We start from the raw sequence: 22,551 nt of genomic DNA, 5'->3' as shown, positions 1-22,551 counted from the left end.
CCTGATCAGCCCTTCGAGAACATGCCGAGCATGCGGCGGGTCACGGCGAATCCGCCGAAGATGTTGATACTCGCCAGCAGGATCGCGGCGAACGACAGCACGGTCACGGCGGTGTCGCCCTGCCCGATCTGTAGCAGCGCGCCGACCACGACGATGCCGGAGATGGCGTTGGTCACCGACATCAGCGGGGTGTGCAGCGCATGGTGCACATTGCCGATGACGTAGAAGCCGATGACGATCGCCAGCACGAACACCGTGAAGTGGCCCAGCAGTTCACTCGGAGAGAAGGCAGTCACCAGGAACAGCGCGAGCGCTCCGGCGCCGACCAGGGCGTAGGAGGCCCAGGCCGGGCGGGCGGTCTTGGCCGGTGCCTCGGCAGGGGCCGGCTCCGGCTCCTTCGCCGGGCCCGGGGCGGGTGCGGCGGAGACCTGGACCGGGGGCGGCGGCCAGGTCTTCTCGCCCTCGCGGACCACGGTCATCGACCGCTGCACCACGTCGTCGAAGTCGAGGACGAGCCGGCCGTCCTTGCCCGGGGTGAGCAGCTTCATCAGGTTGACGATGTTCGTGCCGTACAGCTGCGAGGCCTGCGCGGGGAGCCGGCCCGGCAGATCGGTGTAGCCGATGATCGTCACGTCGTTGTCGGTGACGACGGCCTTCCCGGCGACCGTGCCCTCGACGTTGCCGCCCTGCGCGGCAGCCATGTCGACGATCACGCTGCCTGGCTTCATGCGCGCGACGTCCTCGGCGGTGATCAGCCGCGGGGCCGGACGGCCCGGGATGAGCGCCGTGGTGATGATGATGTCCACGTCGGCGGCCTGCTCGGCGTAGAGCTGCGCGGCGAGCCGGTTGTAGTCCTCCGACGTGGCCTTGGCGTAACCGTCGGTGCTGACCTCCTGTTCGGCGGTCACCGTCAGGAACTCCCCGCCCAGCGAGCGCACCTGCTCGGCGACCTCCGGCCGGGGGTCCGTCGCGCGGACCACAGCACCCAGACTGCGGGCCGCACCGATCGCCGCCAGCCCGGCCACGCCGGCGCCGGCCACCAGCACCTTCGCGGGCGGCACCTTGCCCGCGGCTGTCACCTGGCCGGTGAAGAACCGGCCGAAGGCATGCGCGGCCTCAACCACGGCCCGGTACCCGGCGATGTTCGCCATCGAGCTGAGGACGTCCAGGGACTGGGCGCGCGAGATGCGCGGTACGGCGTCCATGGCGAGCACGGTGATCGGCCGCCGCGCCAGTTCCTCGACCAGCTCCGGGTTGAGGGCGGGGCTGATGAGGGCGATCAGTGTCGCCCCTTCGCGCAGCCGGCCGGTCTCCTCGCTGGAGGGGGCGTTGACCTTGAGCACGATCTCGGCCTGCCACGGGTCGCCGAGTTCGGCGCCCGCCTCCTCGTAGGCCGCGTCGGAGAAGCGGGACGAGGCTCCCGCTCCCGGTTCGACCACCACGTCGTACCCGAGCGCGACAAGTCTCCCCACGGTGGCCGGCGTGGCCGCCACCCTGGTCTCGCCCGCAGTGGATTCGGCCGGTATGCCGATCCGCTGGGGTTGCGGTTCCGCTGGGACCATCGTGTGCCTCTCCCGTCGTTCGACTGCCTGTCCTCCTTGGTGCCCGCATCCTGCACGTTCGACGCGGCATCCGTGGCGGGCCGTGGTCACATGGCCGAGGAGGCCGTCCTCACACCGCCGAGGGGTTGCCGAGAGAGCGTTTCGGCGCTATCAGTGTGACTCCCGGGACGGAAGAGTCCTGTGATGCACCAGGCCATCGCCGGGCGCAGACTGATGTCGTGAGCAGCACGCGCCCGGGGCGCGGCGAGTCCGCGGCCCCCTCTCGATCCGGACCGCAGCAGACCGTCGCGCTGGCGGCGATGATGTTCGCGGTCGCGATGACCTTCATCGACCAGACCATCGTGTCGATCGCGGCCCCGGACATCGTCCGCGAACTGGGGCTGTCGTCCTCCGGTATGCAGTGGGTGGTCAACGCCTATCTGCTGTCCCTCGCGGCGTTCTTCGCGCTCGGCGGGCGCCTCGCCGACCTCTACGGGCCGCGCCGGGTCGTCGTCATCGGCACGCTGGTGTTCGTCGTGTCATCGGTGCTGTGCGGCTGTGTGCCCGAGGGGGGCGCCGCCCAGGCCTGGCTGATCATCTTCCGCGCCACCCAGGGGCTGGGGGCGGCACTGCTGTTCCCCGCGGCCCTGGCCGTGGTGGTGGCGGTGTTCCCGGTCGAACGGCGCGGGCGTGCTCTCGCGCTGTTCTTCGGGGTCACCGGGGCGCTGACCGCCATCGGTCCGCTGCTGGGCGGCTGGCTCACGAACTGGACCTGGCGGGCGGTGTTCTGGGTCAACGTGCCCGTGGCGATCGTGGCGCTGGTCCTGACGGCCATGGCGCACATCCCCGACCGGCGGCGCTCCGGCACCCTGGACGTCCCGGGCGCTGCCCTGATCGCGGCCGGCATGGGTCTGAGCGTGCTCGGTTTCCAGCAGGCCTTCTCCTGGGGCTGGGACAGCTGGGCGACCTGGGTGTGCATCGGGGGCGGCCTCGCGATCCTCGCCGGATTCCTCCGTTTCGAGCGGAAGGTCGAGCATCCGCTGATCGACCTGCGGGTCTTCCGGGACAGGGCGTTCACCATGGACGCGGCGGTGCTGTTCTTCTCGATGCTCGCCTTCGTGCCGCTGTTCTTCTTCACCTCCGTCTACGCCCAGGTGTCCCTGAGCGCCTCGCCGAACCAGGCGGCGCTGTTCCTGCTGTACTTCTTCGTCGGTTTCGCCATCGCCTCGCAGTGGGGCGGCCGGATCCTCGACAAGAAGGGCGCCCGCCCGGCCCTGAAGCTGGGCACGGCCGTGGGCTGCGTCGGCTTCGCCCTGTGGGCGAACAAGCTGACCGACCTGTCCATGCACGACCAGTGGCCCTACGCGGCTCTGGCCGGGGCCGGTATCGGCTTCGTCCTGGCACCTGCCTCCACGGACGCCGTCAACCGGGCCATCGGCGCCTCGTACGGCGAGGTCACCGGCATCACCCAGACCGTGCGCAACTACGCGGCGAGCGTCGGCCTGGCCGTCTACGGAACGGTCCTGACCCATGTGACGACGGACAAGGTGGTGGGCACCCTGACGGGCAAGGGCATGTCGGCGGCGGACGCGGACACGGTGGCCCGCGACGTCACCGAGTCGATCACCGGCAGCGGCGACTCCCGGCCGCCCCCCGGCACCGGCCCCGCCGCCGAGGCGACCCGGGAGTCGATGTCCGCGATCCGCATGGACTTCGCCGAGGCCAACCAGTGGGTGTTCTACGGCATGGCCATCGCCCTGGGCATCGGCTACCTGTGCGCGCTGCGCCACCCGGGCGGAAGGGTGGACGCGAACGCCACGGTGGAGGAACCGGCCGGGCAGGCCCGCTGACGCCGCGCGTCAGGTGGACAACTCGTCCGTCCGCGCCTGGATCTGCTCGGGCGTCAGGTCCTCGATCGTCCGGGAGATCATCCAGAGATGGCCGAACGGGTCGGCGAGACCGCCCCCGCGCTGCCCGTAGTGCTGGTCGGCGACGGGGTACACCACGGTGGCCCCGCCCCGCAGCATGGCCTCGGCCACGGCGTCGGCGTCGGACACGTCGAGGGCCATGATCACCGGGCTGCCGCCGAGGGACGCCGGTGCCGGGTCGGCCTCGTCGGCGTCCTTCACCGCGATCACCGACCCGCCGAGCCGCAGCAGGGCGTGCACGATCCTCCCGTCGGGGCCGGTGTACCGCTCGGTCTCCTCGGCGCCGAGCGCGGTCCGGTAGAAGTCGATCGCCCGGGCCGCGTCGGGGACGACGAGCCGGGCGTAGAGCCGGGTGACGGTCTGCTGTGCGGATGTGTGTGTCATGCCCTCACGATCGCCGGGTGCGGGGATCGTGGATTGTAGAAATCGGCCGGCCCGGGGCCGTTCACCCGGCCAGCGGGACGTGATTGCGTTCGAGCGGCGAGCGCGGCGCGTACGCGGTCGGGGTGATGCCGGCCAGCGCGCGGAACTCGTGGATCAGGTGCGCCTGGTCGTGGTAGCCGCAGTCGGCGGCGAGTACCGCCCAGTCCAGCGGCCGCGACCCGGCGTTGACGCGGCCGAGGAGCCGCTGGAAACGGCGCAGGCGGGCGTACCGCTTGGGCGCGAGTCCCAGCTGGTCGGTGCAGCGGCGGGCCAGCCGCCGGGCGGTCCAGCCCAGCCGGTCGGCGACCTCGGCGACGGGCGTTCCGCGGTCGAGCAGCACGGAGGCGAGGCGGACCGCCGGGTCGGGTTCCAGGGGGCGTCGCGCCCGGGCCAGCAGGGCCGCCTCCAGCTCCCTCAGCCCGGCCCGTGGCCCCCCGGCTGCCATGGCCTCCAGCAGCCGCTCGCGCAGCACCGCGCCGTCCCTGCCCCACAGCTCGTCGAGGCCGACCAGGTCGTCGCGGACCGCGGAGACCGGGGCGGTGAGGAAGGGGTGGGCGCCGGCGGGCCGGAACGCCACCCAGACGACGGCCCGCTGCTGCGCCGGGTCGATCAGGGCCGGCTGCGTGTACGGACCGTGCAGGGCAGCGCCCCCGGTTCGCCGGTCCGGGCCCCGCAGCGGGGAGGAGGACAGGGCGTCCCCGTCGAGGTTGACCAGCAGCTGGGCCCCGCCCGTCGGCAGGGCCAGCTCGGCGGTGTGCGCGAACCGCACCTCGGCGTAGCCCATCGCGCCGATCAGCGGCGCCAGGGCCGCTGCCGACGGCCGGACGGTGAGCGGGGCCGGCGCCTGCTCCGCCGCGGGAGCCGGACGGGCCGGACGGGTCATGGGTCCAGCGTACGGCCGGACGACGCCGGTGCGGGAGCCGCATCGGCGGCCACACCGCCCGGTCCGGCTCCAGCACCCCGCCCTCGACGGGCTTGCCGACCGGCGGGAGCGTGGTGTGCGCGGGGCGCCCTGCACGGCACGCGGCATCTGTTGAACCTCGGCCACCGCCGGATCGCCCGCGTGCGGAGCGGCGTGTGCCTGCGGGTTCTCCTTCAACTCGACGACGACCCGGTGGTCCCACTGCGGCGGGCGACAAGCGGGGTGCGGCCGAGGCGGCCGGCCGGCTGCTCGGGCTGCGGGAGCCGCCCATCGCGGTCTTGTGACCACGGTGGCCCGGTCGCCGTCGCGGAACAACGGCCGCCCGGCTGAGGGAACCACCGACACCGCGGACACCTTGGCGGCCTTGCGCCGGGCCTCGTCGGCCGCGTGCCCGGGCCCCCGGCGGCGGTTCGGCACTCCGCTGCCCGGGTCGGGGCCTTAGGAGCCCTCGTGCGTCACGCCTGCGCGAACCGTTGACGTCGGTGAGAGGCGCCCTTATCTTCTGACCACTTCTTGGCCGAATTGACGAACCATGTTCGAAATCACGGACAGACGCGGCTCGTTCCCACCCCGATCACCCGCTGGAGAACCTCCTTGAGACGCATAGCCGTTCGGCTGCTCCTGGCCGCCCTCATGGCCTTCGCCACCTGCCTCGCGTCAGCGCCCGCCCGGGCCGCCGTGCCCGACTCCCCCGCCGTCACCTACACGAACCCGATCGCGGAGAGGCGGGCCGACCCGCACATCGTCAGACACACCGACGGCTACTACTACTTCACCGCGACCGTCCCCGAGTACGACCGCATCGTGCTGCGCCGGGCGACACCACCATCCAGGGCCTGAAGACGGCGCCCGAGACGACCATCTGGACGAAGCACGCGAGCGGCGTGATGGGCGCCCACATCTGGGCGCCGGAGATCCACTTCATCGACGGCAAGTGGTACGTGTACTTCGCAGCGGGCGCCACCAACGACGTGTGGGCGATCCGGATGTACGTCCTGGAGGGCTCCGGCGCCAACCCGCTCACCGCCACCTGGACCGAGAAGGGTCAGATCAGGACCCAGTGGGAGAGCTTCTCCCTGGACGCCACCACCTTCGTCGTGAACGGCGTGCGCTACCTGGCGTGGGCGCAGCGGGACCCGTCGGTGAACAACAACACCGACATCTACCTCGCGAAGATGGCCAACCCCTGGACGATCACCGGCACCCCGGTGATGCTGTCGCGGCCCACCTACTCCTGGGAGACCGTCGGTTACAAGGTCAACGAGGGCCCGGCCGTGATCCAGCGGGGCGGCAAGGTGTTCATGACGTACTCCGCGAGCGCCACCGACGCCAACTACTGCCTGGGCATGCTCACCGCCTCCGCCGGGGCGGATCTGCTCAGCCGGGCGTCCTGGGCCAAGAGCCCCACCCCGGTGTTCGCCAGCAGCGCCGCGACCAGCCAGTACGGCCCGGGCCACAACTCCTTCACCGTCTCCGAGGACGGGAAGAGCGACATCCTCGTCTACCACGACCGCAGCTACAAGGACATCAGCGGCGACCCGCTCAACGACCCCAACCGCCGCACCCGTGTGCAGAAGGTCTACTGGAACGCCGACGGCACCCCGAACTTCGGCATCCCGGTGGCCGACGGCGTCACCCCGCAGCGCTTCTCCTCGTACAACTTCCCGGACCGGTTCGTCCGGCACTACGACTACCGGGCCCGGATCGAGGCGAACGTCACCAAGCTCGCCGACTCGCAGTTCCGCGTCGTGCCGGGCCTCGCGGGCAGCGGCACGGTCTCACTGGAGTCGGCCAACTTCCCCGGCTACTACCTGCGGCACGAGAACTCGGAAGTGTGGCTGCGCAAGAACGACGGCAGTGCGCAGTTCGCGTCCGACGCGACCTTCCGGCAGCGCGCGGGACTCGCGGACCCGGCGGGCATGTCGTACGAGTCGTACAACTACCCGGGGCGATACGTCCGCCACTGGGAGTACCTGCTGAACGTGCAGGCGGTGAGCACCGCCACCGACCGGGCGGACGCCACCTTCTACACCCAGTGACGACACGGTAAATGCGCGTAATGCCCTGAATGTCTTGCCGAGAGGCGGGCACTCAGGGCCTGTGCAGACACAACAGGGCAAGCGACCGCGCAGGGTGCTGCTCACCGGCTGGTTCAGCTTCCGGGACAGGGAGGCGACCGCCGGGGACGTGCTGGCCCTGCGCCGGGTGGAGGACGTGCTCCGGGGGACGGGCATCCCCTACGACGTCGCCTGGAGTCCCCGTTTCCGTCCGGAGGCACTGCATCTGGACCGGCTGTGGCCCGAGGACTACACCCACCTCGTGTTCGTGTGCGGCCCGCTGCACGGACCGCAGGTGGAGGAGCTGCACCGGCGCTTCGCGCACTGCGTGCGGATCGCCGTGGGAACCTCGGTGATCGACCCCGGCAGCGCGGCCGTGACCGGCTTCCACCGGGTGCTGCCCCGGGACGGGCCGGACAGCGAGCCGGTGGAGGACCTCGCGGCCCGCGCCCCGGACGTGCCGGCGCGGCCCGTCGTCGGGGTGATCCTCGCGCACGGGCAGCACGAGTACGGGCAGCTGCGGCGGCACGGGCAGGTCGCCGAGGAGGTGACGCGCTGGCTGGCCACCAAGGACTGCGGACGCCTGGAGCTGGAGACCCGGCTGGACACGCACGACTGGCACCTGAGCGCGACGCCCGCACAACTGCAGTCCGTACTCGCCCGGCTGGACCTCGTCGTCACCGACCGGCTGCACGGGCTGGTGATCGCGCTGCGGGTGGGCACGCCGGTGCTGGCCGTCGACCCGGTCGCGGGCGGCGCCAAGCTGACCGCGCAGGCCCGGGCCTGCGGCTGGCCCGCGCTGGTGCCCGCCGAGCAGCTGGACGTGCGGCAGTTGGACCGCTGGTGGGACTGGTGCCTGACCGGCGGCCGGGTGACCGCGCGGCAGATCCGCGACGGGTTCCGCGAGGGCTCCGTGCCGGACAGCGCGGACCGGCTCGTCGAGGCGCTGGCACGGCCGGTGCCCGGTTAGCCGGAGGCCACCACGGGGCACCCGCTTGTACGTCCCCCGCTGTACTTCCCCCGCCGCACGTCCCCCCGGGTGGAGAGACGGTCCGGCCGCCCGGAAGGAGAGAGCGTGTCCATCGGCCGACTTCCCGAGAACGAGCAGCGCATCCTCGACGAGATGGAACGCGCTCTGCGCCGCGACCGTCGCCTCGACCGCAAGCTGCGCACCCACCGAGTGAGCCGCCGTCCCGACCCCGCCCGCGTCCTGGCCCGACTGGCCGCCTACCGCCCCCGCGTCTGGACCGTCGTGGTCCTGCTCGCGGTCTCGGTCGGGCTCATGGTGACCGGCATCGTCACGTCCGAGCCGGGTGTGATCTGGGCGTTCGCAGCGATATGGCCCCTGACGATGTTCGCCGCCTTCCGGCTGATGTGCCGGTGCTGCGACGGCTGAGCACGGCCCTACGGCCGCGGGGCAACAGGTAGTTCACCGACCGCTCGGAGGACGTCCTCGACGGTGACGCGCAGGAGGGCCGGGTCGGGCCGGCGGCCGTGCGGGTCGCCCTCCGGGCCGTACCACAGGGCGCGGTGACGCGGGTCGGGCGGAGGGCCCCAGCGGCTGGGCGCGACCGGGCCGAAGAGGGTGACCGAGCGTGTGCCGTGGGCGACCGCGAGGTGGGCGATGCCGGTGTCGCCGCTGATCACGGCGTGGGCGTCGGCCACGAGAGCGGACAGTCGTCCGAAGGGCAGGCCGCCGTCGAACACGTCCGTGTCCGGCAGGCCGGTCTGCTTGGCGAGCCTGGCCACCAGGTCGCCCTCGGCCGGGCCGCCGGTGACCACGACCCGCAGGCCCCGGCCGCGCAGTTCGGCCGCGACGGCGGCGTACCGCTCGACGGGCCAGCAGCGCGCGGGCGCCCCGGCACCGGGGTGCAGGACGACCGCGCCGGGGGCCGGGGACGCGGTCCGCGGGCGGGGCAGCAGCAGATCACCCGGGTCGGCGTCGATGCCGTACGCCCGCAGCAGCCGGCACCAGCGGTCACGTTCGTGCTCCTCCGGGTACCAGGGCGGGCCGTCGACGCCGGGCAGGTCCGGGTGGGCGAAGGCCAGCAGTGTGAGCGGCCGCAGGCCCAGCAGCAGCCGGTGGCTGGGCGGGCCGTTGCCGTGCAGGTCGACGGCGATGTCCGGGGGCGGGCCGGTCCAGTCCAGGGTGCGCGGGACGGCCCGGCCCGGCGCCGAGGCGGGCAGCAGCCGGTCCACGGCCCCCGTCGCCTCCGCGACCGGCGCGAGTTGGGCGGGGGCGGCCAGCACGAGTTCGTGCCCCGGGTGGGCCCGCCGCAGGGCGCGCAGCGCGGGGACGCCGGCGAGGAGGTCCCCGAGCCCGAGGGCGCGCAGGACGAGGAGGCGGGGTCGTACGGGATGCGCTGTTTGGTCCGGGGTCGTCATGCCAGCAGCCTGCCGCGCACCTGCGGCATCCGCCGCCGCAGACCCGCCCATCGGGTGCACGGGCCCTGGCTGCCGCCGGGCCGGAGGAACCGGCCTCGTGCGCACCGGCTGCCGCGGCTGGGCCGGGGAAACAACACCGTGCGGTACCGGCCATGTACCGGCCATCACCCCGCGCGCCGGACAATCCGGGCGGCGCCTCTGTGGCCGGGCAGTGAGGGTGACGCAGCCGCCGGGCGTGGCTACGCGGGCACCCGCCCGGTCCGCACCGCGGCGGGCGGACCGGGGACCGCCCAGTACGCCTGCGCCCGGGCGATGCCGACCACGGCCCGCATCGCACCGCACGGCCGCCCGCCCGCCCGATCCGCGACTGCGGCCCGGAAGGCGGGAGTCACTGAGCACCCCCTGCACCGGTCCCGTACCGACTCCCGCCCGCCCCGCCCGCCCCACGGCCGCGGGCACCTGAAGCGACGTCAGCAACGGACGCCGTCCGTGCAGTGGTGTCCCACCGGGTCACCGCGGCCGGCAGCCCCCTGCGTCAGCAGCCGTCACCGATGCCCGTCCGGCTCCGGGCCGGAGGTGAACGCCTCCTGGATGGGGCGTTCGTCGGCGAGGACGCGGCCCCGGGGCGGTTCGTCCAGAACCGCGCGTACGGCGGTGAGCAGGTCCGGGGCGATGTGGTCCGCCCGTGCGGTCTCCTCGGGGCGCGTGCGGCCGTTCGGGACGAGGATGCCGTGGGCGCCCGCGCGGCGCGCGGCTTCCGCGTCGGCGGCGGTGGAGCCGATGACGACGAGTTCGGCGGGCCCGGTGCAGATCCGTCCGCCCGCCCACAGCAGCATGCCGGGCTGTGGCCTGCGGCAGTGGCAGCCGTCGTCAGGGCCGTGCGGGCAGACGGCGAACACGTCGAAGGGACCGAGGAGTTCGTCGACGCGGTGGTTGACGCGTCGGACGTCGGCGTCACTGAGCAGCCCCCGGGCGACGCCGGGCTGGTCGGTGACGACGCCGGTGCGGATGCCGTGCTCGCGCAGCAGGGCGAGCGCCTCGCGGGCGCCGTCGACCGGGCGTACGCGGTCGGGATCGGCGGTGTCCGGGAGGTCGTCGACGAGTGTGCCGTCGCGGTCGAACAGCACGGCCTTCACCGGGCTCACGGGGTGGCCTCCTCCTGCCAGGCGGGGGTGTGACGGTGGCGCCAGGCACCTGCCAGCCGGTGCCAGGTCGCGGTGGGCGGAATGAGCACGCTGGTGGCGAGCATCGTCGTCACCTCGTGGCGGGTGCGCGGCCCGGGGACGATACGGGCCCGGGCGAACTCCGCCGTGCCGGCCGCCCAGCCGAGCGCGCAGGCCGTCGCGGCCCGGCCGTGCCCGGCGGCGGCGAGGGCGCAGGCCGCGACCCCGGCGGTCGTGATGGCCGCGTGGGTGCGGATCCGGCCGCGCGGTGCGACGGCCTTGTCCCACCAGTTGGGGCCGTGCAGATGCCGCATCAGGGCGTCGTCGGCGTTGCCGCGTTGCCGGCGCACGGACGCCCAGCGGGACGCTGAGCCCACGGGGTGACGGGTGGTGCGGCGGCCCTGCCGGATGCGCCGGCCCGAGTCGAGGACGCGCAGCGCCAGGTCGGCGTCCTCGCGGAAGGCGCGCCGGAAGCGTTCGTCGAAGCCGCCGACCTGCCGCAGGACCTCCGTGCGGTAGGCCATGTCGGCGGTGACCCAGTGGGCCCGGACGAGTTCCGCGGTGCCGCGTTCCCAGTCGGTGGGACGGCGTCCGCCGGGCAGCGGCACGGCGAGGACGCCTTGGACGCCCGCGGTGTCCTGGGAGGCCTCGGCGAGGTCCTCGGCCAGCTGCTCGCACCAGCGGGCCCCGACCTGGACGTCGTCGTCGAGGAACACGGTCCAGGGTGTGTGCACGGCGCGCAGTCCGGTGTTGCGGGCGGCGGCGGGCCCACGACCGCCGCCGCCCAGCACGACGGTCCGCTCCCGCAGGTCGCCGAGGACGGTCAACGGGTGCTCCAGCGGGCCGGGTTCGGGGTCGGTCCGGTCGTCGACGAGGACGATCTCCTCGGGGCGCGGTCCGGTCGCCGCGGCGAGCGCGGCGAGACAGTCGGAGAGGGTGTCCGGAACGAGGGTGGGGATCACGACGGCGTACGGGGTCATGCGTGCGGCCCTCCCTCCTGCGGCGTGCGCGGACTACCGTGCTGGCGAGTGCCGCGGTACGGCTCCCTCAAACACCAGGTCAGGGCCTTCCGGGCACGCCTCGGCGACTATATATCGCGTGTATACACGCGATATATAGTCCCGGCATGCCTTCTCTGACCAAGAAGATGACGAAAACGGGGACCGCGTTCCGAACGGCCGGAACGCTCGCGGTGACCGCCGCCCTCACCCTCGCCCTGACCGGCTGCACGGGAACCGACACCACGGCTCCCAGCGCCGTCCGGGCCCGCCCTGCCACGGACATGCAGCCGGCCCGCTTCGGCGCCGTCGACTGCCGTGAGGTCAAGTGCATCGCACTCACCTTCGACGCCGGACCGAGCGAGCACTCCGCGCGGCTGCTGGACATCCTGAAGGAGAAGCAGGTCCCGGCGACCTTCTTCCTCCTCGGGAAGCGGCACATCGAGAAGTACCCGGAGCTGGTGCGGCGCATGGCCGACGAGGGGCACGAGGTGGCCAGCCACACCTGGGACCACAAGATCCTGACCGAGCTGAGACCCGAGGAGATACGTGAGGAACTGGAACGGTCCAACGAGGAGATAGAACGCCTCACCGGCCGGCGCCCGACCCTGATGCGCCCGCCGCAGGGCCGCACCGACGACACCGTGCACGCCATCTGCCGCGAACTCGGCCTCGCCGAGGTGCTGTGGAGCGTGACGGCGAAGGACTACAAGACGACCGACTCCGACCTGATCACCCGCCGTGTCCTCGCCCAGTCCTCCCGGGACGGCATCATCCTCCTCCACGACCTCTACGACGGCACGGTGCCGGCGGTACCGGGCATCATCGACGCGCTCAAGGAACGCGGCTTCGTCTTCGTGACGGTGCCTCAGCTCCTCGCGCCGGGTAAGGCGGAGCCGGGCGAGGTGTACCGGTGACGCCCCGCGGGTTCCCTACGATCGGGGAGTGGCGAACTTCCTGATCGAACGCACCGTTCCGCTCCCCCTCGACGAGGCGTGGCGGCGGATCACCCGGTGGCAGCGGCACGGTGACGCGGTGCCGCTGACGGTGGTCGGGGTCGTGCCGCCCGGGCCGACACGCGAGGGCACGCTCGTCGTGGCCCGCTCGGGCGTCGGGGTGCTGGCCTTCGACGACCCGATGGAGGTGACGGTGTGGCAGCCGCCTGCGGACGGGGGCACCGGGTTGTGCCGGCTGGAGAAGCGGGGGCGGGTCGTCCTCGGATGGGCTGAGCTGGAGGTGCGGCCGGGGCCGGGAGGGCGTTCCCACGTGGTGTGGCGGGAGGAGATCCGGGTCCGGTTCGTGCCGTCGGCCTTCGACGCGGTGGTGCGGCGCTCGTCGCAGTATGTGTTCGGGCGGGCCCTGAACCGTCTGCTCCGGCAGGCCTGAGGCACCCGCGGGCCCAGAGGTTCCCGGCCGGGGCTCAGGCGACCGACCCGATCCGGCCCATGGCCGCCGACCCCGGCTCGTGGTGGATCGGCGTGTGCGCCCCGGTCAGGGAGACCCCGCTGCCGCCCCGCCGCGCGGCCACGATCTCCGCCGCGATGGACAGGGCCGTCTCCTCCGGCGTACGGGCACCGAGGTCCAGGCCGATCGGTGAGTGCAGGCGGCTCAACTCCAGCTCCGTGACACCGACTTCCCGCAGGCGGGTGTTGCGGTCCAGGTGGGTGCGCCGCGAGCCCATGGCACCGACGTACGCCACCGGAAGGCGCAGCGCCAGCTTCAGCAGGGGCACGTCGAACTTGGCGTCGTGGGTCAGCACGCACAGGACCGTGCGGGCGTCGACCTCCGTGCGCTCCAGGTAGCGATGGGGCCACTCGACGACGATCTCGTCGGCCTCCGGGAAGCGCGTCCGGGTCGCGAAGACGGGACGGGCGTCGCACACGGTGACGTGGTGGCCCAGGAACTTGCCGACGCGGACCAGGGCGGCGGCGAAGTCGATCGCGCCGAACACGATCATGCGGGGTGCGGGGACCGAGGACTCGACCAGGACCGTGAGGGGTGCTCCGCAGCGCGAGCCCCGCTCGCCGATCTCCAGGGTGCCGGTGCGGCCCGCGTCCAGGAAGGCGCCGGCCTCGGCGGCGACCGTGCGGTCCAGTTCCGGATGGGCGCCGAAGCCGCCGTCGTGGGAACCGTCGGGGCGGACCAGCAGGGCCCGGCCCGTCAGTTCGGGCGGGCCCGACACGATCCGTGCCACCGCCGCCGGCTCCCCTCGGGCGGCGGCGGTGAGCGCGGACGCGACCACCGGGCGGACCGGATCGGCGGCCCGTACCGGGGTGACCAGGATGTCGATGACGCCGCCGCAGGTCAGGCCCACGGCGAAGGCGTCGTCGTCGCTGTATCCGAAGCGCTCCAGGACGGTCTCGCCGTCCCGCAGCGCCTGCTCGCACAGGTCGTAGACCGCTCCCTCCACGCAGCCGCCGGAGACCGAGCCGATCGCCGTGCCGTCGGCGTCCACCGCGAGCGCGGCGCCGGGTTGCCGGGGCGCGCTGCCGCCGACGGCCACCACGGTGGCCACGGCGAAGTCACGGCCCTGCTCGACCCACCGGTTCAGCTCCTCGGCGATGTCCAGCATCTGTCTCGGTCTCCTTGCGTCGCGGGGAGGCGGGCGTCAGTGGACGCCCAGCCAGCTCTCGATGGGGTTGAGGGCGAAGTAGACGACGAACACCGCCGTGAGGATCCACATGAAGGCGCCGATCTCGCGCCACTTGCCCTGGGCGGTCTTGATGGCCGTGTAGGAGATGACACCCGCGGCGACACCGGTGGTGATGGTGTACGTGAACGGCATCAGCACGACCGTGAGGAACACCGGGACGGCGGTGGCCCGGTCGGCCCAGTCCACGTGCCGGGCGTTCATCAGCATCATGGCGCCGATGACGACGAGGGCGGCGGACGCGACCTCCTGCGGCACGATCGCGGTGAGCGGGGTGAAGAACAGGCAGGCCGCGAAGAACAGGCCGGTGACCACGGAGGCCAGGCCCGTGCGGGCGCCCTCTCCGACACCCGTCGCCGACTCGATGAACACCGTCTGGCCGGAACCGCCGGACACGCCTCCGACCGCGCCGCCGGCCCCGTCGATGAACAGAGCCTTGGACAGGCCCGGCATGCGGCCCTTGTCGTCGGCGAGCCCGGCCTCGGTGCCGACGCCGATGATGGTGGCCATCGCGTCGAAGAACCCGGCGAGCACCAGGGTGAAGACGATCATGCCGACGGTCATCGCGCCGACCTCGCCCCAGCCGCCGAACTTCACGTCCCCGAAGAGCGAGAAGTCGGGCATGGAGACGGCGCTGCCGTGCAGTTCGGGTGCGCCGCCCGCCCACTGCTTGGGATCGATGACGCCGGCCGCGTTCAGGATCGCCGCGACGACCGTGCCGCCGACGATGCCGATGAGGATGGCGCCCGGGGTGTTCCGGGCCTGGAGCATGAAGATCAGCAGCAGGGTGCCGGCGAAGAGCAGGACGGGCCAGCCGGCCAGTTCACCCGCCGGGCCCAGCGCGAGGGGGGTGGCCTCGCCCTGGTGCACGAAGCCGGACTTGTAGAAGCCGATGAGGGCGATGAACAGGCCGATGCCCATGGTGATGCCGTGCTTGAGCGCGAGCGGGATCGCGTTCATGATCATCTCGCGCAGGCCGGTGACCACGAGCAGCATGATGACCACGCCGTACATCACGCACATGCCCATCGCCTGCGGCCAGGTCATCTCCGGCGCGACCTGGGAGGCGAGGACCCCGGAGACGGACAGGCCGGCGGCGAGGGCCAGGGGCACCTTGCCGACGAAGCCCATCAGCAGGGTGGTGAAGGCCGCCGCGAACGCGGTCGCGGTGATCAGGGCCGGCTGGGCGAGCGTGTCCCCGGCGGCGTCCTTGCCGGACAGGATCAGGGGGTTGAGCAGCAGGATGTACGCCATCGCCATGAAGGTCGTGATGCCGCCGCGCACTTCACGGGCGACCGTCGACCCTCTGTGGGATATGTGGAAGTACCGGTCGAGCCAGGACCGTCCGGCCGGGACGCGGGTGCCTTCACCCGCGTCCTCGGCTGTGGCCCTCGGCTCCAGTGATTGCTGGGTCATGGGTGCCGTCTCCCAAGTTTCAAAGGGGGTTGGGATGTTCACGACCCGGGGGACGGCCCGAGACGAACAAGGGACCTGGGGGGGCGAACCCCCAGGGGGATCGTGACTGCTCAGCCCTCGAAGAGCTGGGTACCCGTCAGGTGCTCGGGCCTCACCGGAGTCCGGTTCAGTTCGAGCCCGGTCGCGTTCCGGATCGCCGCGAGGACGGCCGGGGTCGACGACAGGGTGGGTGCCTCGCCGATGCCGCGCAGCCCGTACGGGGCGTGCTCGTCGGCGAGTTCGAGCACGTCGACCGGGATGGTCGGCGTGTCGAGGATGGTCGGGATCAGGTAGTCGGTGAAGGACGGGTTCTTGACCTTCGCCGTCTTCGGGTCGACGACGATCTCCTCCATGACCGCCACGCCCAGGCCCTGGGTGGTGCCGCCCTGGATCTGGCCGAGCACCGACAGCGGGTTCAGCGCCTTGCCGACGTCCTGGGCACAGGCCAGTTCGATGACCTTGACCAGGCCGAGCTCGGTGTCGACCTCGACGACGGCCCGGTGGGCGGCGAAGGAGTACTGCACATGCCCGTTGCCCTGGCCGGTGCGCAGGTCGAAGGGCTCGGTCGGCCGGTGCCGCCACTCCGCCTCGACCTCGACGGTCTCGTCCTCCAGGACGTCGACCAGGTCGGAGAGGACCTCGCCGCCGTCGGTGACGACCTTGCCGCCCTCCAGGAGCAGTTCGGCCGTCGCCCAGGCCGGGTGGTAGGAGCCGAACTTGCGGCGGCCGATCTCCAGGACCTTCTCGCGGACCAGCTCGCAGGAGTTCTTCACCGCGCCGCCGGTGACGTACGTCTGCCGCGAGGCCGATGTCGAACCGGCGCTGCCCACCTGGGTGTCGGCCGGGTGGATGGTCACCTGAGTGACGCCCAGCTCGGTGCGGGCGATCTGGGCGTGGACGGTGACGCCGCCCTGGCCGACCTCCGCCATCGCCGTGTGCACGGTGGCGACCGGCTCGCCGGCGACGACCTCCATGCGCACCTTGGCGGTGGAGTAGTCGTCGAAGCCCTCGGAGAAGCCGACGTTCTTGATGCCGACCGCGTAGCCGACCCCGCGGACGACGCCCTCGCCGTGCGTGGTGTTGGACAGGCCGCCCGGCAGCTGCCGTACGTCGGCGCCCTCGCTGGATTCCCACTGGCGCTCCGGCGGCATCGGCATCGCCTTGACGCGGCGCAGCAGTTCGGCGACGGGGGCCGGGGAGTCGACCGGCTGACCGGTGGGCAGGAGCGTGCCCTGCTCCATGGCGTTGAGCCGGCGGAACTCCACCGGGTCCATGCCGAGCTTCGCGGCGAGCTTGTCCATCTGCGCCTCGTAGGCGAAGCACGCCTGGACCGCGCCGAAGCCGCGCATCGCGCCGCAGGGCGGGTTGTTGGTGTAGAGGGCGATGGCCTCGATGTCGACGTCCTCGACCACGTACGGGCCGACGGACAGGGAGGAGGCGTTGCCGACGACGGCCGGGGAGGCGGAGGCGTAGGCGCCGCCGTCCAGGACGATCCGGCACTTCAGGTGGGTGAGCTTGCCGTCCTTGGTGGCTCCGTGCTCGTAGTGGAGCTTGGCGGGGTGGCGGTGGACGTGCCCGAAGAAGGACTCGAAACGGTTGTAGACGATCTTGACGGGCTTGCCGGTGCGCAGGGCGAGCAGGCAGGCGTGGATCTGCATCGACAGGTCCTCGCGGCCGCCGAACGCGCCGCCGACGCCGGACAGCGTCATGCGCACCTTGTCCTCGGGCAGGCCGAGCACGGGCGCGATCTGGCGCAGGTCGCTGTGCAGCCACTGGGTGGCGATGTAGAGGTGGACGCCGCCGTCCTCCTCCGGCACGGCGAGGCCGGATTCGGGGCCGAGGAAGGCCTGGTCCTGCATGCCGAAGGTGTACTCGCCCGTGACGATCACGTCGGCCCGCTCGCGCGCCGCCGCCACATCGCCGCGGACGATCGGCTGGCGGTGGACGATGTTGGGGTGCGGGACGTGGCCGGCGTGGTGGTCGTCGCGGTTCTCGTGGACGAGGAGCGCGTCCGGGGCGGTCGCGGAGGCCTCGTCGGTGATGACGGGCAGCTCGCGGTAGTCGACCTTGATCTTCGCGGCGGCCCGGCGGGCCGTCTCCGGGTGGTCGGCGGCGACGAGCGCGACCGGCTCGCCGTGGTGGCGGACCTTGCCGTGGGCGAGGACCGGGGTGTCCTGGATCTCCAGGCCGTAGTTCTTCACGTCGGTGGGCAGGTCGTCGTACGTCAGTACGGCGTAGACGCCCGGCATGGCCAGGGCCTCGCTCGTGTCGAGGGACACGATCTCGGCGTGTGCGACGGTCGAGCGGAGGATCTGCCCCCACAGCATGTCCTCGTGCCACATGTCGGACGAGTACGCGAACTCGCCGGTGACCTTGAGGGTGCCGTCGGGGCGGAGCGTGGACTCACCGATGCCGCCCTTGGTCTGGGAGCCCTGGGTGATCTTCGTGGGGGTTCCGCTGGGGGAAGCCATGATCAGACCGCCTCTGACTGCCGGGCGGCCGCGAGGCGGACCGCGTCCATGATCTTCTCGTAGCCGGTGCAGCGGCACAGGTTGCCCGACAGCGCCTCGCGGATGTCCGCGTCGGTCGGGGTCGGGTTGCGCTCCAGCATCTCGTCGGCGGCGACCAGCAGACCGGGGGTGCAGAAGCCGCACTGCACGGCGCCGGCGTCGATGAACGCCTGCTGGATCGGGGAGAGCTCGGTGCCCTCGCCGGTCTGCGAGTCGGTGCCCCCGGCTTCCCATTCCTGGGCGCTCTGCAACGGCGTACCGCAGGCGCCGGAGGCGCAGCCGCCCTCGGCGCGCTGCTTGGCGTAGTCGGCGAGCCCCTCGACGGTGACGACCTCCCGGCCCTCCACCTGTCCGGCGGCGACCAGGCACGAGCACACCGGCACCCCGTCCAGACGGACCGTGCACGAGCCGCACTCGCCCTGCTCGCAGGCGTTCTTCGACCCCGGCAGCCCGAGCCGCTCCCGCAGGACGTACAGCAGGGACTCGCCCTCCCACACGTCGTCGGCTTCCTGCTGACGGCCGTTGACCGTGAAGTTGACGCGCATCAGGCAGCTCCCTCGGTGGTGCGGCGGGCGCCGCGGTAGGACTCCCAGGTCCAGGTCAGCGTGCGGCGGGCCATGACGCCGACCGCGTGGCGGCGGTAGCTCGCGGTGCCGCGGACGTCGTCGATCGGGTTGCAGGCGGCGGAGCACAGGTCCGCGAACTGCTTGGCGACCGACGGGGTGATGATCCGGCCGTTGTCCCAGAAGCCGCCCTCCTCCAGCGCGGCGTTCAGGAACTCCTCGGCGGCCTTGGCCCGGACGGGAGTCGGGGCGGCCGAGCCGATCCCGGTCCGCACGGTCCGCGTCCCGGGGTGCAGCGCGAGCCCGAAGGCGCACACGGCGATGACCATCGCGTTCCTGGTGCCCACCTTGGAGAACTGCTGCGGCCCGTCGGCCTTCTTCACGTGCACGGCACGGATCAGCTCGTCGGCGGCCAGCGCGTTGCGCTTCACGCCCGTGTAGAACGCGTCGATCGGGATGCGGCGCGAGCCGCGCACCGACTCGACCTCCACCTCGGCGCCCGCCGCGAGCAGCGCGGGATGGGCGTCGCCGGCCGGGGAGGCGGTGCCGAGGTTGCCGCCGACGCCGCCGCGGTTGCGGATCTGCGGGGAGGCGACCGTGTGCGAGGCGAGGGCGAGACCCGGCAGCTCGGAGCGCAGGTTCTCCATGATCTTGGTGTACGGCACGGAGGCACCCAGCCGCACGCTCTCCTCGCCGACCTCCCACTCGCCGAGGTCGCCGATGCGGTTCAGGTCCAGGAGGTACTCGGGCCGGCGGTGGTCGAAGTTGATCTCGACCATCACGTCGGTGCCACCCGCAATCGGCACAGCTGTGGGGTGCTCGGCTTTCGCGGCGAGCGCCTCCTCCCAGCTGGCGGGGCGAAGGAAGTCCATGACCGGCTCTCTTCTTCGTCTTCTCGTGGGGCGTTCGGTTTGAGCCAATCCGTGTGCGGCGGTCCCGGCTCGTTCATGTGCTGTTGACGCGTCGTGGCCTCAGTACACAGGGGGGTGCTCCGACTGAGTCAGTCACGGAAACCATGAAGGAGTTGGCTGGCCAGGACAGGCATCTTGTAGATTCGTATGAACAGAGGCCCTCAGAAACCTCCTCGTTCTCCTGTGGAAACGCGCGACACAACCGCGTGACCTGGAACACAGCCGGGGCAGGGTTTGATTTCGAGACAAAGATCGGCGGCGACGAGAATGCGGCTGCGCGCACTGCTGGACACCGACGCGCTGGGCCTCAAGCTGCTCGGCGGCGAGGACGAGCTGGACCGCACCGTGCGGGGTGTGATGACCACCGACCTCCGCGACCCCAGCCGCTACCTCGCGGGCGGCGAACTGGTGCTCACGGGCCTGGCCTGGCGCCGGGACGAGAACGACTCGGAGCCGTTCGTCCGGATCCTGGTGCAGGCGGGCGTGACGGCCCTCGCCGCGGGCGAGGCCGAGCTCGGGGACGTCCCCGAGGACCTGGTCGTGGCCTGCGCCCGGCACCGCCTTCCGCTCTTCGCGGTGCACGAGTCGGTGGCGTTCGCGACCATCACCGAGCACGTCGTACGGCAGGTGTCCGGTGAACGCGCCGGGGACCTCGCGGCGGTCGTCGACCGCCACCGCCGGATGATGACCTCGGGCCCGGCCGGCGGCGGCCCCGACGTGGTCCTGGACCTGCTGGGCACGGACCTGGACCTGCGGGCCTGGGTCCTCTCCCCCACCGGCCGCCTGATCGCCGGCTCGAAGTCGGCGGGCCCCGCCCTGCCGGCCGAGACGTGCGCCCGGCTCGCCGGAGAACACCTGGCCGCCACCCGCACGGGCCGCCGCGGCCCCCACCGCGTCGTGCTGGGGGCCACGACGTACTCCCTGTTCCCCGTCCGCTCGACGGGCCGCTCCCCGCAGCCCGCCCGGGACGTCCGCGAGACCGTCCTGTCGGACTGGCTGCTGGCCGTCGAGGCGGACGCCGGGGACTGGCCCGAGGAGCGCCTGGACCTGCTCTACGGCGTCACCCAGCTGATCGCGGTCGAGCGGGACCGCCGCGACGCGGCCCGCACGGTCCGCCGCCGCCTGGCCCAGGAGGTCCTGGAACTGGTCCAGACGGGCGCGGCCCCCGCCGAGATCGCCGCCCGGCTGCGGGTGGCCGCCCCGGTGCTGCTGCCCGGCCTGGGCGCCGCGCCGCACTGGCAGGTGGTCGTGGCCCGGGTGGACTGGGAGGGCGGGGAGATCGAGGGCGGCCCGGTCGCCCAGGCCCTGCTCGAAGAGGTCCTCGTCGACCCCGCGGTCGCCGGCCCTGAGCACTCCGACCGCATCGCCGTGGCCCACACCGGCAGCGAGGCCATCGCCCTCGTGCCCCTCCCGGCCGTCTCCACGGAGCACGACGGCACGGAGGCGGGCGTCCTCGCGGACACCCTCCTGGGATCGGTACGGGACCCCCTCACGGCGGGCCTCGACGACGACGGCCGGCTCACTCTCGGTGTCAGCGCGGCCGTCCACTCGGCGGAAGGCCTGCGCGGCGCGCTGGAGGAGGCCCGCCACGCCCGGCGCGTCGCCGCGGCCCGCCCGGGCCGGGTCTGCGCGGCCGGCCACCAGGAACTGGCCTCCCACGTCCTGCTGCTGCCCTTCGTCCCGGACGACGTCCGCCGGGCCTTCACCGCCCGCCTCCTGGACCCGCTGCGCGACTACGACCGCCGCCACCGCGCCGAGCTGATCCCGACCCTGGAGGCCTTCCTCGACTGTGACGGCTCCTGGACCCGCTGCGCCGCCCGTCTGCACCTGCACGTCAACACACTGCGCTACCGGGTCGGCCGGATCGAGCAGTTGACGAGCCGTGATCTGTCGCGGCTGGAGGACAAGCTGGATTTCTTCCTGGCCCTGCGCATGAGCTGAAACACGGGGCGTCCCGGCCCAAACCCGGGACGCCCCCGAGTCCCACGACTTTGTGAAATCCTTCACCCACCCTCTTGGCCCGGCCCGCCGATTCGTGCTGAGATGCCGCCACCACTCAACAGCTCGATGGCGTGCTCGGGGAGGGCAACGTGGCGCATACCGCCATGTCTGGTTACGGAACGACCGCCGGTGACGATCCCCTCCAGACCGCGGTATGGCGGCTGCGCTCCCGCGGATGCTGGGCCGACGCGGCCGCCCTGCTGCCGCCGACCACACCGGCGGCGGCGCTGCAACGCGCGTCGTTGCTGGTGGAACGGTGTCTGTACACCGAGCAGGGCTGGGAGGAGGCCGAGGACGCGCTGCGCACGGCCGAGGCGATGGCCCACAGCGACGACGAACGCGGCGCGGCCGCTTGTGAACGCGGTTACTTGGCCTACGCGGCGACGCTGCTCGCGGTGCGGGACCGGGCCGACGAGGCGAGGGCCGCGCTCGGGCGGGCGGCGGCGCTGGTCCCTCCGGGGGCTCCGGCGCGGGCTCTGCTGGACTTCCGGCGCGGGCTCCTGGCGGAGAACCTGACGAGCGCGCCCCAGGCCGCCCGCGCGGCGTACCGCCGCGCCCATGCGGGCGCGACGGCGCACTCCGACCCGCTGCTGCTGTCGTTCACTTGGCGCCATATGGCCGGACTCGCCCTGCGGGAAGGGGAGTTGGCGGAGGCGCGGCACGGTTTCGCGGAGTCGCTGCGGATCCGGGAGGAGCTGGGCTATCTCGTCGGCACCGCTCCGGCGCTGGTGTCCCTCGCCGACACCGAGACGGAGCCGGAGGCATCCCGGCTGCGGGAGGAGGCCCGGCGGTTGTTCCGGCTGCTCGGGGGCGTACCGACGTGGCTGTCCCGCCAGTTGGCTCCGCCGGTGCCGCCGGCTGCGACGGCTTGAGGGGGTGCGGGGTACTCGGCGCTGCCGCTGGGGCCGGGGCGTTCCGCAACCCGGCGGAGCGGGGTGCCGCTGCGCCCACCCGTGCACGCATGCCCGCAGCTGGGGCGGCGCGCATGCCCGCGGCGGGGGCAGAGCGCGCCCGCACCCGCGTACGGCGAGAAGGGGCCGTGTC

At 72.7% G+C, this 22,551-nt stretch carries 18 protein-coding genes and 1 pseudogene; 8 read left to right on the top strand and 11 right to left on the bottom strand.

The annotated features are described in order from the left end of the window. Positions 1-5 precede the first annotated feature (5 nt). On the bottom strand, positions 6-1,562 hold the full coding sequence (locus GTY56_RS02260; protein WP_161361920.1) for a Re/Si-specific NAD(P)(+) transhydrogenase subunit alpha: 1,557 nt from the start codon (positions 1,560-1,562) through the stop codon (positions 6-8). Positions 1,563-1,861: 299 nt separating this feature from the next. On the opposite strand from GTY56_RS02260, the gene GTY56_RS02255 reads away from it, so the two are divergent. Next, positions 1,862-3,391 (top strand): MFS transporter, encoded by a 1,530-nt coding sequence (locus GTY56_RS02255; RefSeq protein ID WP_161361967.1) that lies wholly within the window; start codon positions 1,862-1,864, stop codon positions 3,389-3,391. Positions 3,392-3,400: 9 nt separating this feature from the next. Here GTY56_RS02255 and GTY56_RS02250 read toward each other — a convergent pair whose 3' ends face one another. Further along, positions 3,401-3,853: a VOC family protein gene (locus tag GTY56_RS02250; RefSeq protein ID WP_161361918.1), complete on the bottom strand. Its 453-nt coding sequence runs from the start codon at positions 3,851-3,853 to the stop codon at positions 3,401-3,403. A 61-nt stretch (positions 3,854-3,914) separates the two neighbouring features. Next, positions 3,915-4,775, bottom strand: a complete 861-nt coding sequence (locus tag GTY56_RS02245; RefSeq protein WP_161361915.1) for a helix-turn-helix domain-containing protein — start codon at positions 4,773-4,775, stop codon at positions 3,915-3,917. Between the two features lie 672 nt (positions 4,776-5,447). On the opposite strand from GTY56_RS02245, the pseudogene GTY56_RS02240 reads away from it, so the two are divergent. From GTY56_RS02240 to GTY56_RS02230, 3 genes and pseudogenes are all read left to right on the top strand, one after another. Then, positions 5,448-6,853: pseudogene (locus tag GTY56_RS02240) on the top strand (family 43 glycosylhydrolase). Positions 6,854-6,914: 61 nt separating this feature from the next. Further along, on the top strand, positions 6,915-7,841 hold the full coding sequence (locus GTY56_RS02235; protein WP_161361914.1) for a polysaccharide pyruvyl transferase family protein: 927 nt from the start codon (positions 6,915-6,917) through the stop codon (positions 7,839-7,841). A 105-nt stretch (positions 7,842-7,946) separates the two neighbouring features. Next, entirely contained in the window at positions 7,947-8,267 is a 321-nt protein-coding gene (locus tag GTY56_RS02230) for a DUF3040 domain-containing protein (protein WP_161361911.1), read from the top strand. A gap of 8 nt (positions 8,268-8,275) precedes the next feature. Here the strand turns inward: GTY56_RS02230 and GTY56_RS02225 are convergent, their stop codons facing one another. The 3 genes from GTY56_RS02225 to GTY56_RS02215 form a co-directional block, all read right to left on the bottom strand. After that, on the bottom strand, positions 8,276-9,256 hold the full coding sequence (locus tag GTY56_RS02225; RefSeq protein WP_161361909.1) for a glycosyltransferase family 9 protein: 981 nt from the start codon (positions 9,254-9,256) through the stop codon (positions 8,276-8,278). Positions 9,257-9,801: 545 nt separating this feature from the next. Beyond that, positions 9,802-10,401: an HAD-IIIA family hydrolase gene (locus tag GTY56_RS02220; protein WP_161361907.1), complete on the bottom strand. Its 600-nt coding sequence runs from the start codon at positions 10,399-10,401 to the stop codon at positions 9,802-9,804. After that, positions 10,398-11,399, bottom strand: a complete 1,002-nt coding sequence (locus GTY56_RS02215; RefSeq protein ID WP_161361905.1) for a glycosyltransferase family 2 protein — start codon at positions 11,397-11,399, stop codon at positions 10,398-10,400. The genes GTY56_RS02220 and GTY56_RS02215 overlap by 4 nt, the downstream gene beginning before the upstream one ends. A gap of 146 nt (positions 11,400-11,545) precedes the next feature. On the opposite strand from GTY56_RS02215, the gene GTY56_RS02210 reads away from it, so the two are divergent. Together GTY56_RS02210 and GTY56_RS02205 are read left to right on the top strand one after the other, a co-directional pair. Then, complete coding sequence (locus GTY56_RS02210; RefSeq protein WP_524540065.1) at positions 11,546-12,334, top strand: polysaccharide deacetylase family protein; 789 nt, start codon at positions 11,546-11,548, stop codon at positions 12,332-12,334. A 28-nt stretch (positions 12,335-12,362) separates the two neighbouring features. Next, positions 12,363-12,803, top strand: a complete 441-nt coding sequence (locus GTY56_RS02205) for an SRPBCC family protein (protein WP_161361904.1) — start codon at positions 12,363-12,365, stop codon at positions 12,801-12,803. 34 nt (positions 12,804-12,837) lie between these two features. On the opposite strand, the gene GTY56_RS02200 is transcribed toward GTY56_RS02205, so the two are convergent. The 5 genes from GTY56_RS02200 to GTY56_RS02180 all read right to left on the bottom strand — a co-directional run bounded on the left by GTY56_RS02200 (position 12,838) and on the right by GTY56_RS02180 (position 19,467). After that, complete coding sequence (locus GTY56_RS02200) at positions 12,838-13,989, bottom strand: XdhC family protein (RefSeq protein ID WP_161361902.1); 1,152 nt, start codon at positions 13,987-13,989, stop codon at positions 12,838-12,840. A 36-nt stretch (positions 13,990-14,025) separates the two neighbouring features. Then, positions 14,026-15,483, bottom strand: coding sequence for an NCS2 family permease (locus GTY56_RS02195; protein WP_161361900.1), 1,458 nt, complete (start codon positions 15,481-15,483; stop codon positions 14,026-14,028). Positions 15,484-15,593: 110 nt separating this feature from the next. Next, complete coding sequence (locus GTY56_RS02190) at positions 15,594-17,993, bottom strand: xanthine dehydrogenase family protein molybdopterin-binding subunit (RefSeq protein WP_161361898.1); 2,400 nt, start codon at positions 17,991-17,993, stop codon at positions 15,594-15,596. 2 nt (positions 17,994-17,995) lie between these two features. After that, a complete protein-coding gene (locus tag GTY56_RS02185; protein WP_161361896.1) occupies positions 17,996-18,577 on the bottom strand; it encodes a (2Fe-2S)-binding protein in 582 nt (193 codons plus the stop codon). Next, positions 18,577-19,467, bottom strand: coding sequence for an FAD binding domain-containing protein (locus GTY56_RS02180; RefSeq protein ID WP_161361894.1), 891 nt, complete (start codon positions 19,465-19,467; stop codon positions 18,577-18,579). Before GTY56_RS02180 ends, GTY56_RS02185 begins: the two co-directional genes overlap by 1 nt. Before the next feature lie 306 nt (positions 19,468-19,773). Here GTY56_RS02180 and GTY56_RS02175 point away from each other — a divergent pair, with 306 nt between their 5' ends. Both GTY56_RS02175 and GTY56_RS02170 read left to right on the top strand, forming a co-directional pair. Continuing rightward, positions 19,774-21,447 carry a PucR family transcriptional regulator gene (locus tag GTY56_RS02175; protein WP_161361892.1) on the top strand — a complete coding sequence of 558 codons (1,674 nt, stop codon included), beginning with the start codon at positions 19,774-19,776 and terminating at the stop codon, positions 21,445-21,447. A 164-nt stretch (positions 21,448-21,611) separates the two neighbouring features. Continuing rightward, complete coding sequence (locus tag GTY56_RS02170) at positions 21,612-22,379, top strand: hypothetical protein (RefSeq protein WP_202509626.1); 768 nt, start codon at positions 21,612-21,614, stop codon at positions 22,377-22,379. Positions 22,380-22,551 lie beyond the last annotated feature (172 nt).

The sequence above is a fragment of the Streptomyces sp. SID5643 genome, from assembly GCF_009872555.1.
In the GTDB taxonomy this organism is placed as follows: Bacteria; Actinomycetota; Actinomycetes; order Streptomycetales; family Streptomycetaceae; genus Streptomyces; species Streptomyces iakyrus.
The sequence above is the reverse complement of the archived record's forward strand: the minus strand, read 5'-3'. Positions and strand labels throughout refer to the sequence as shown.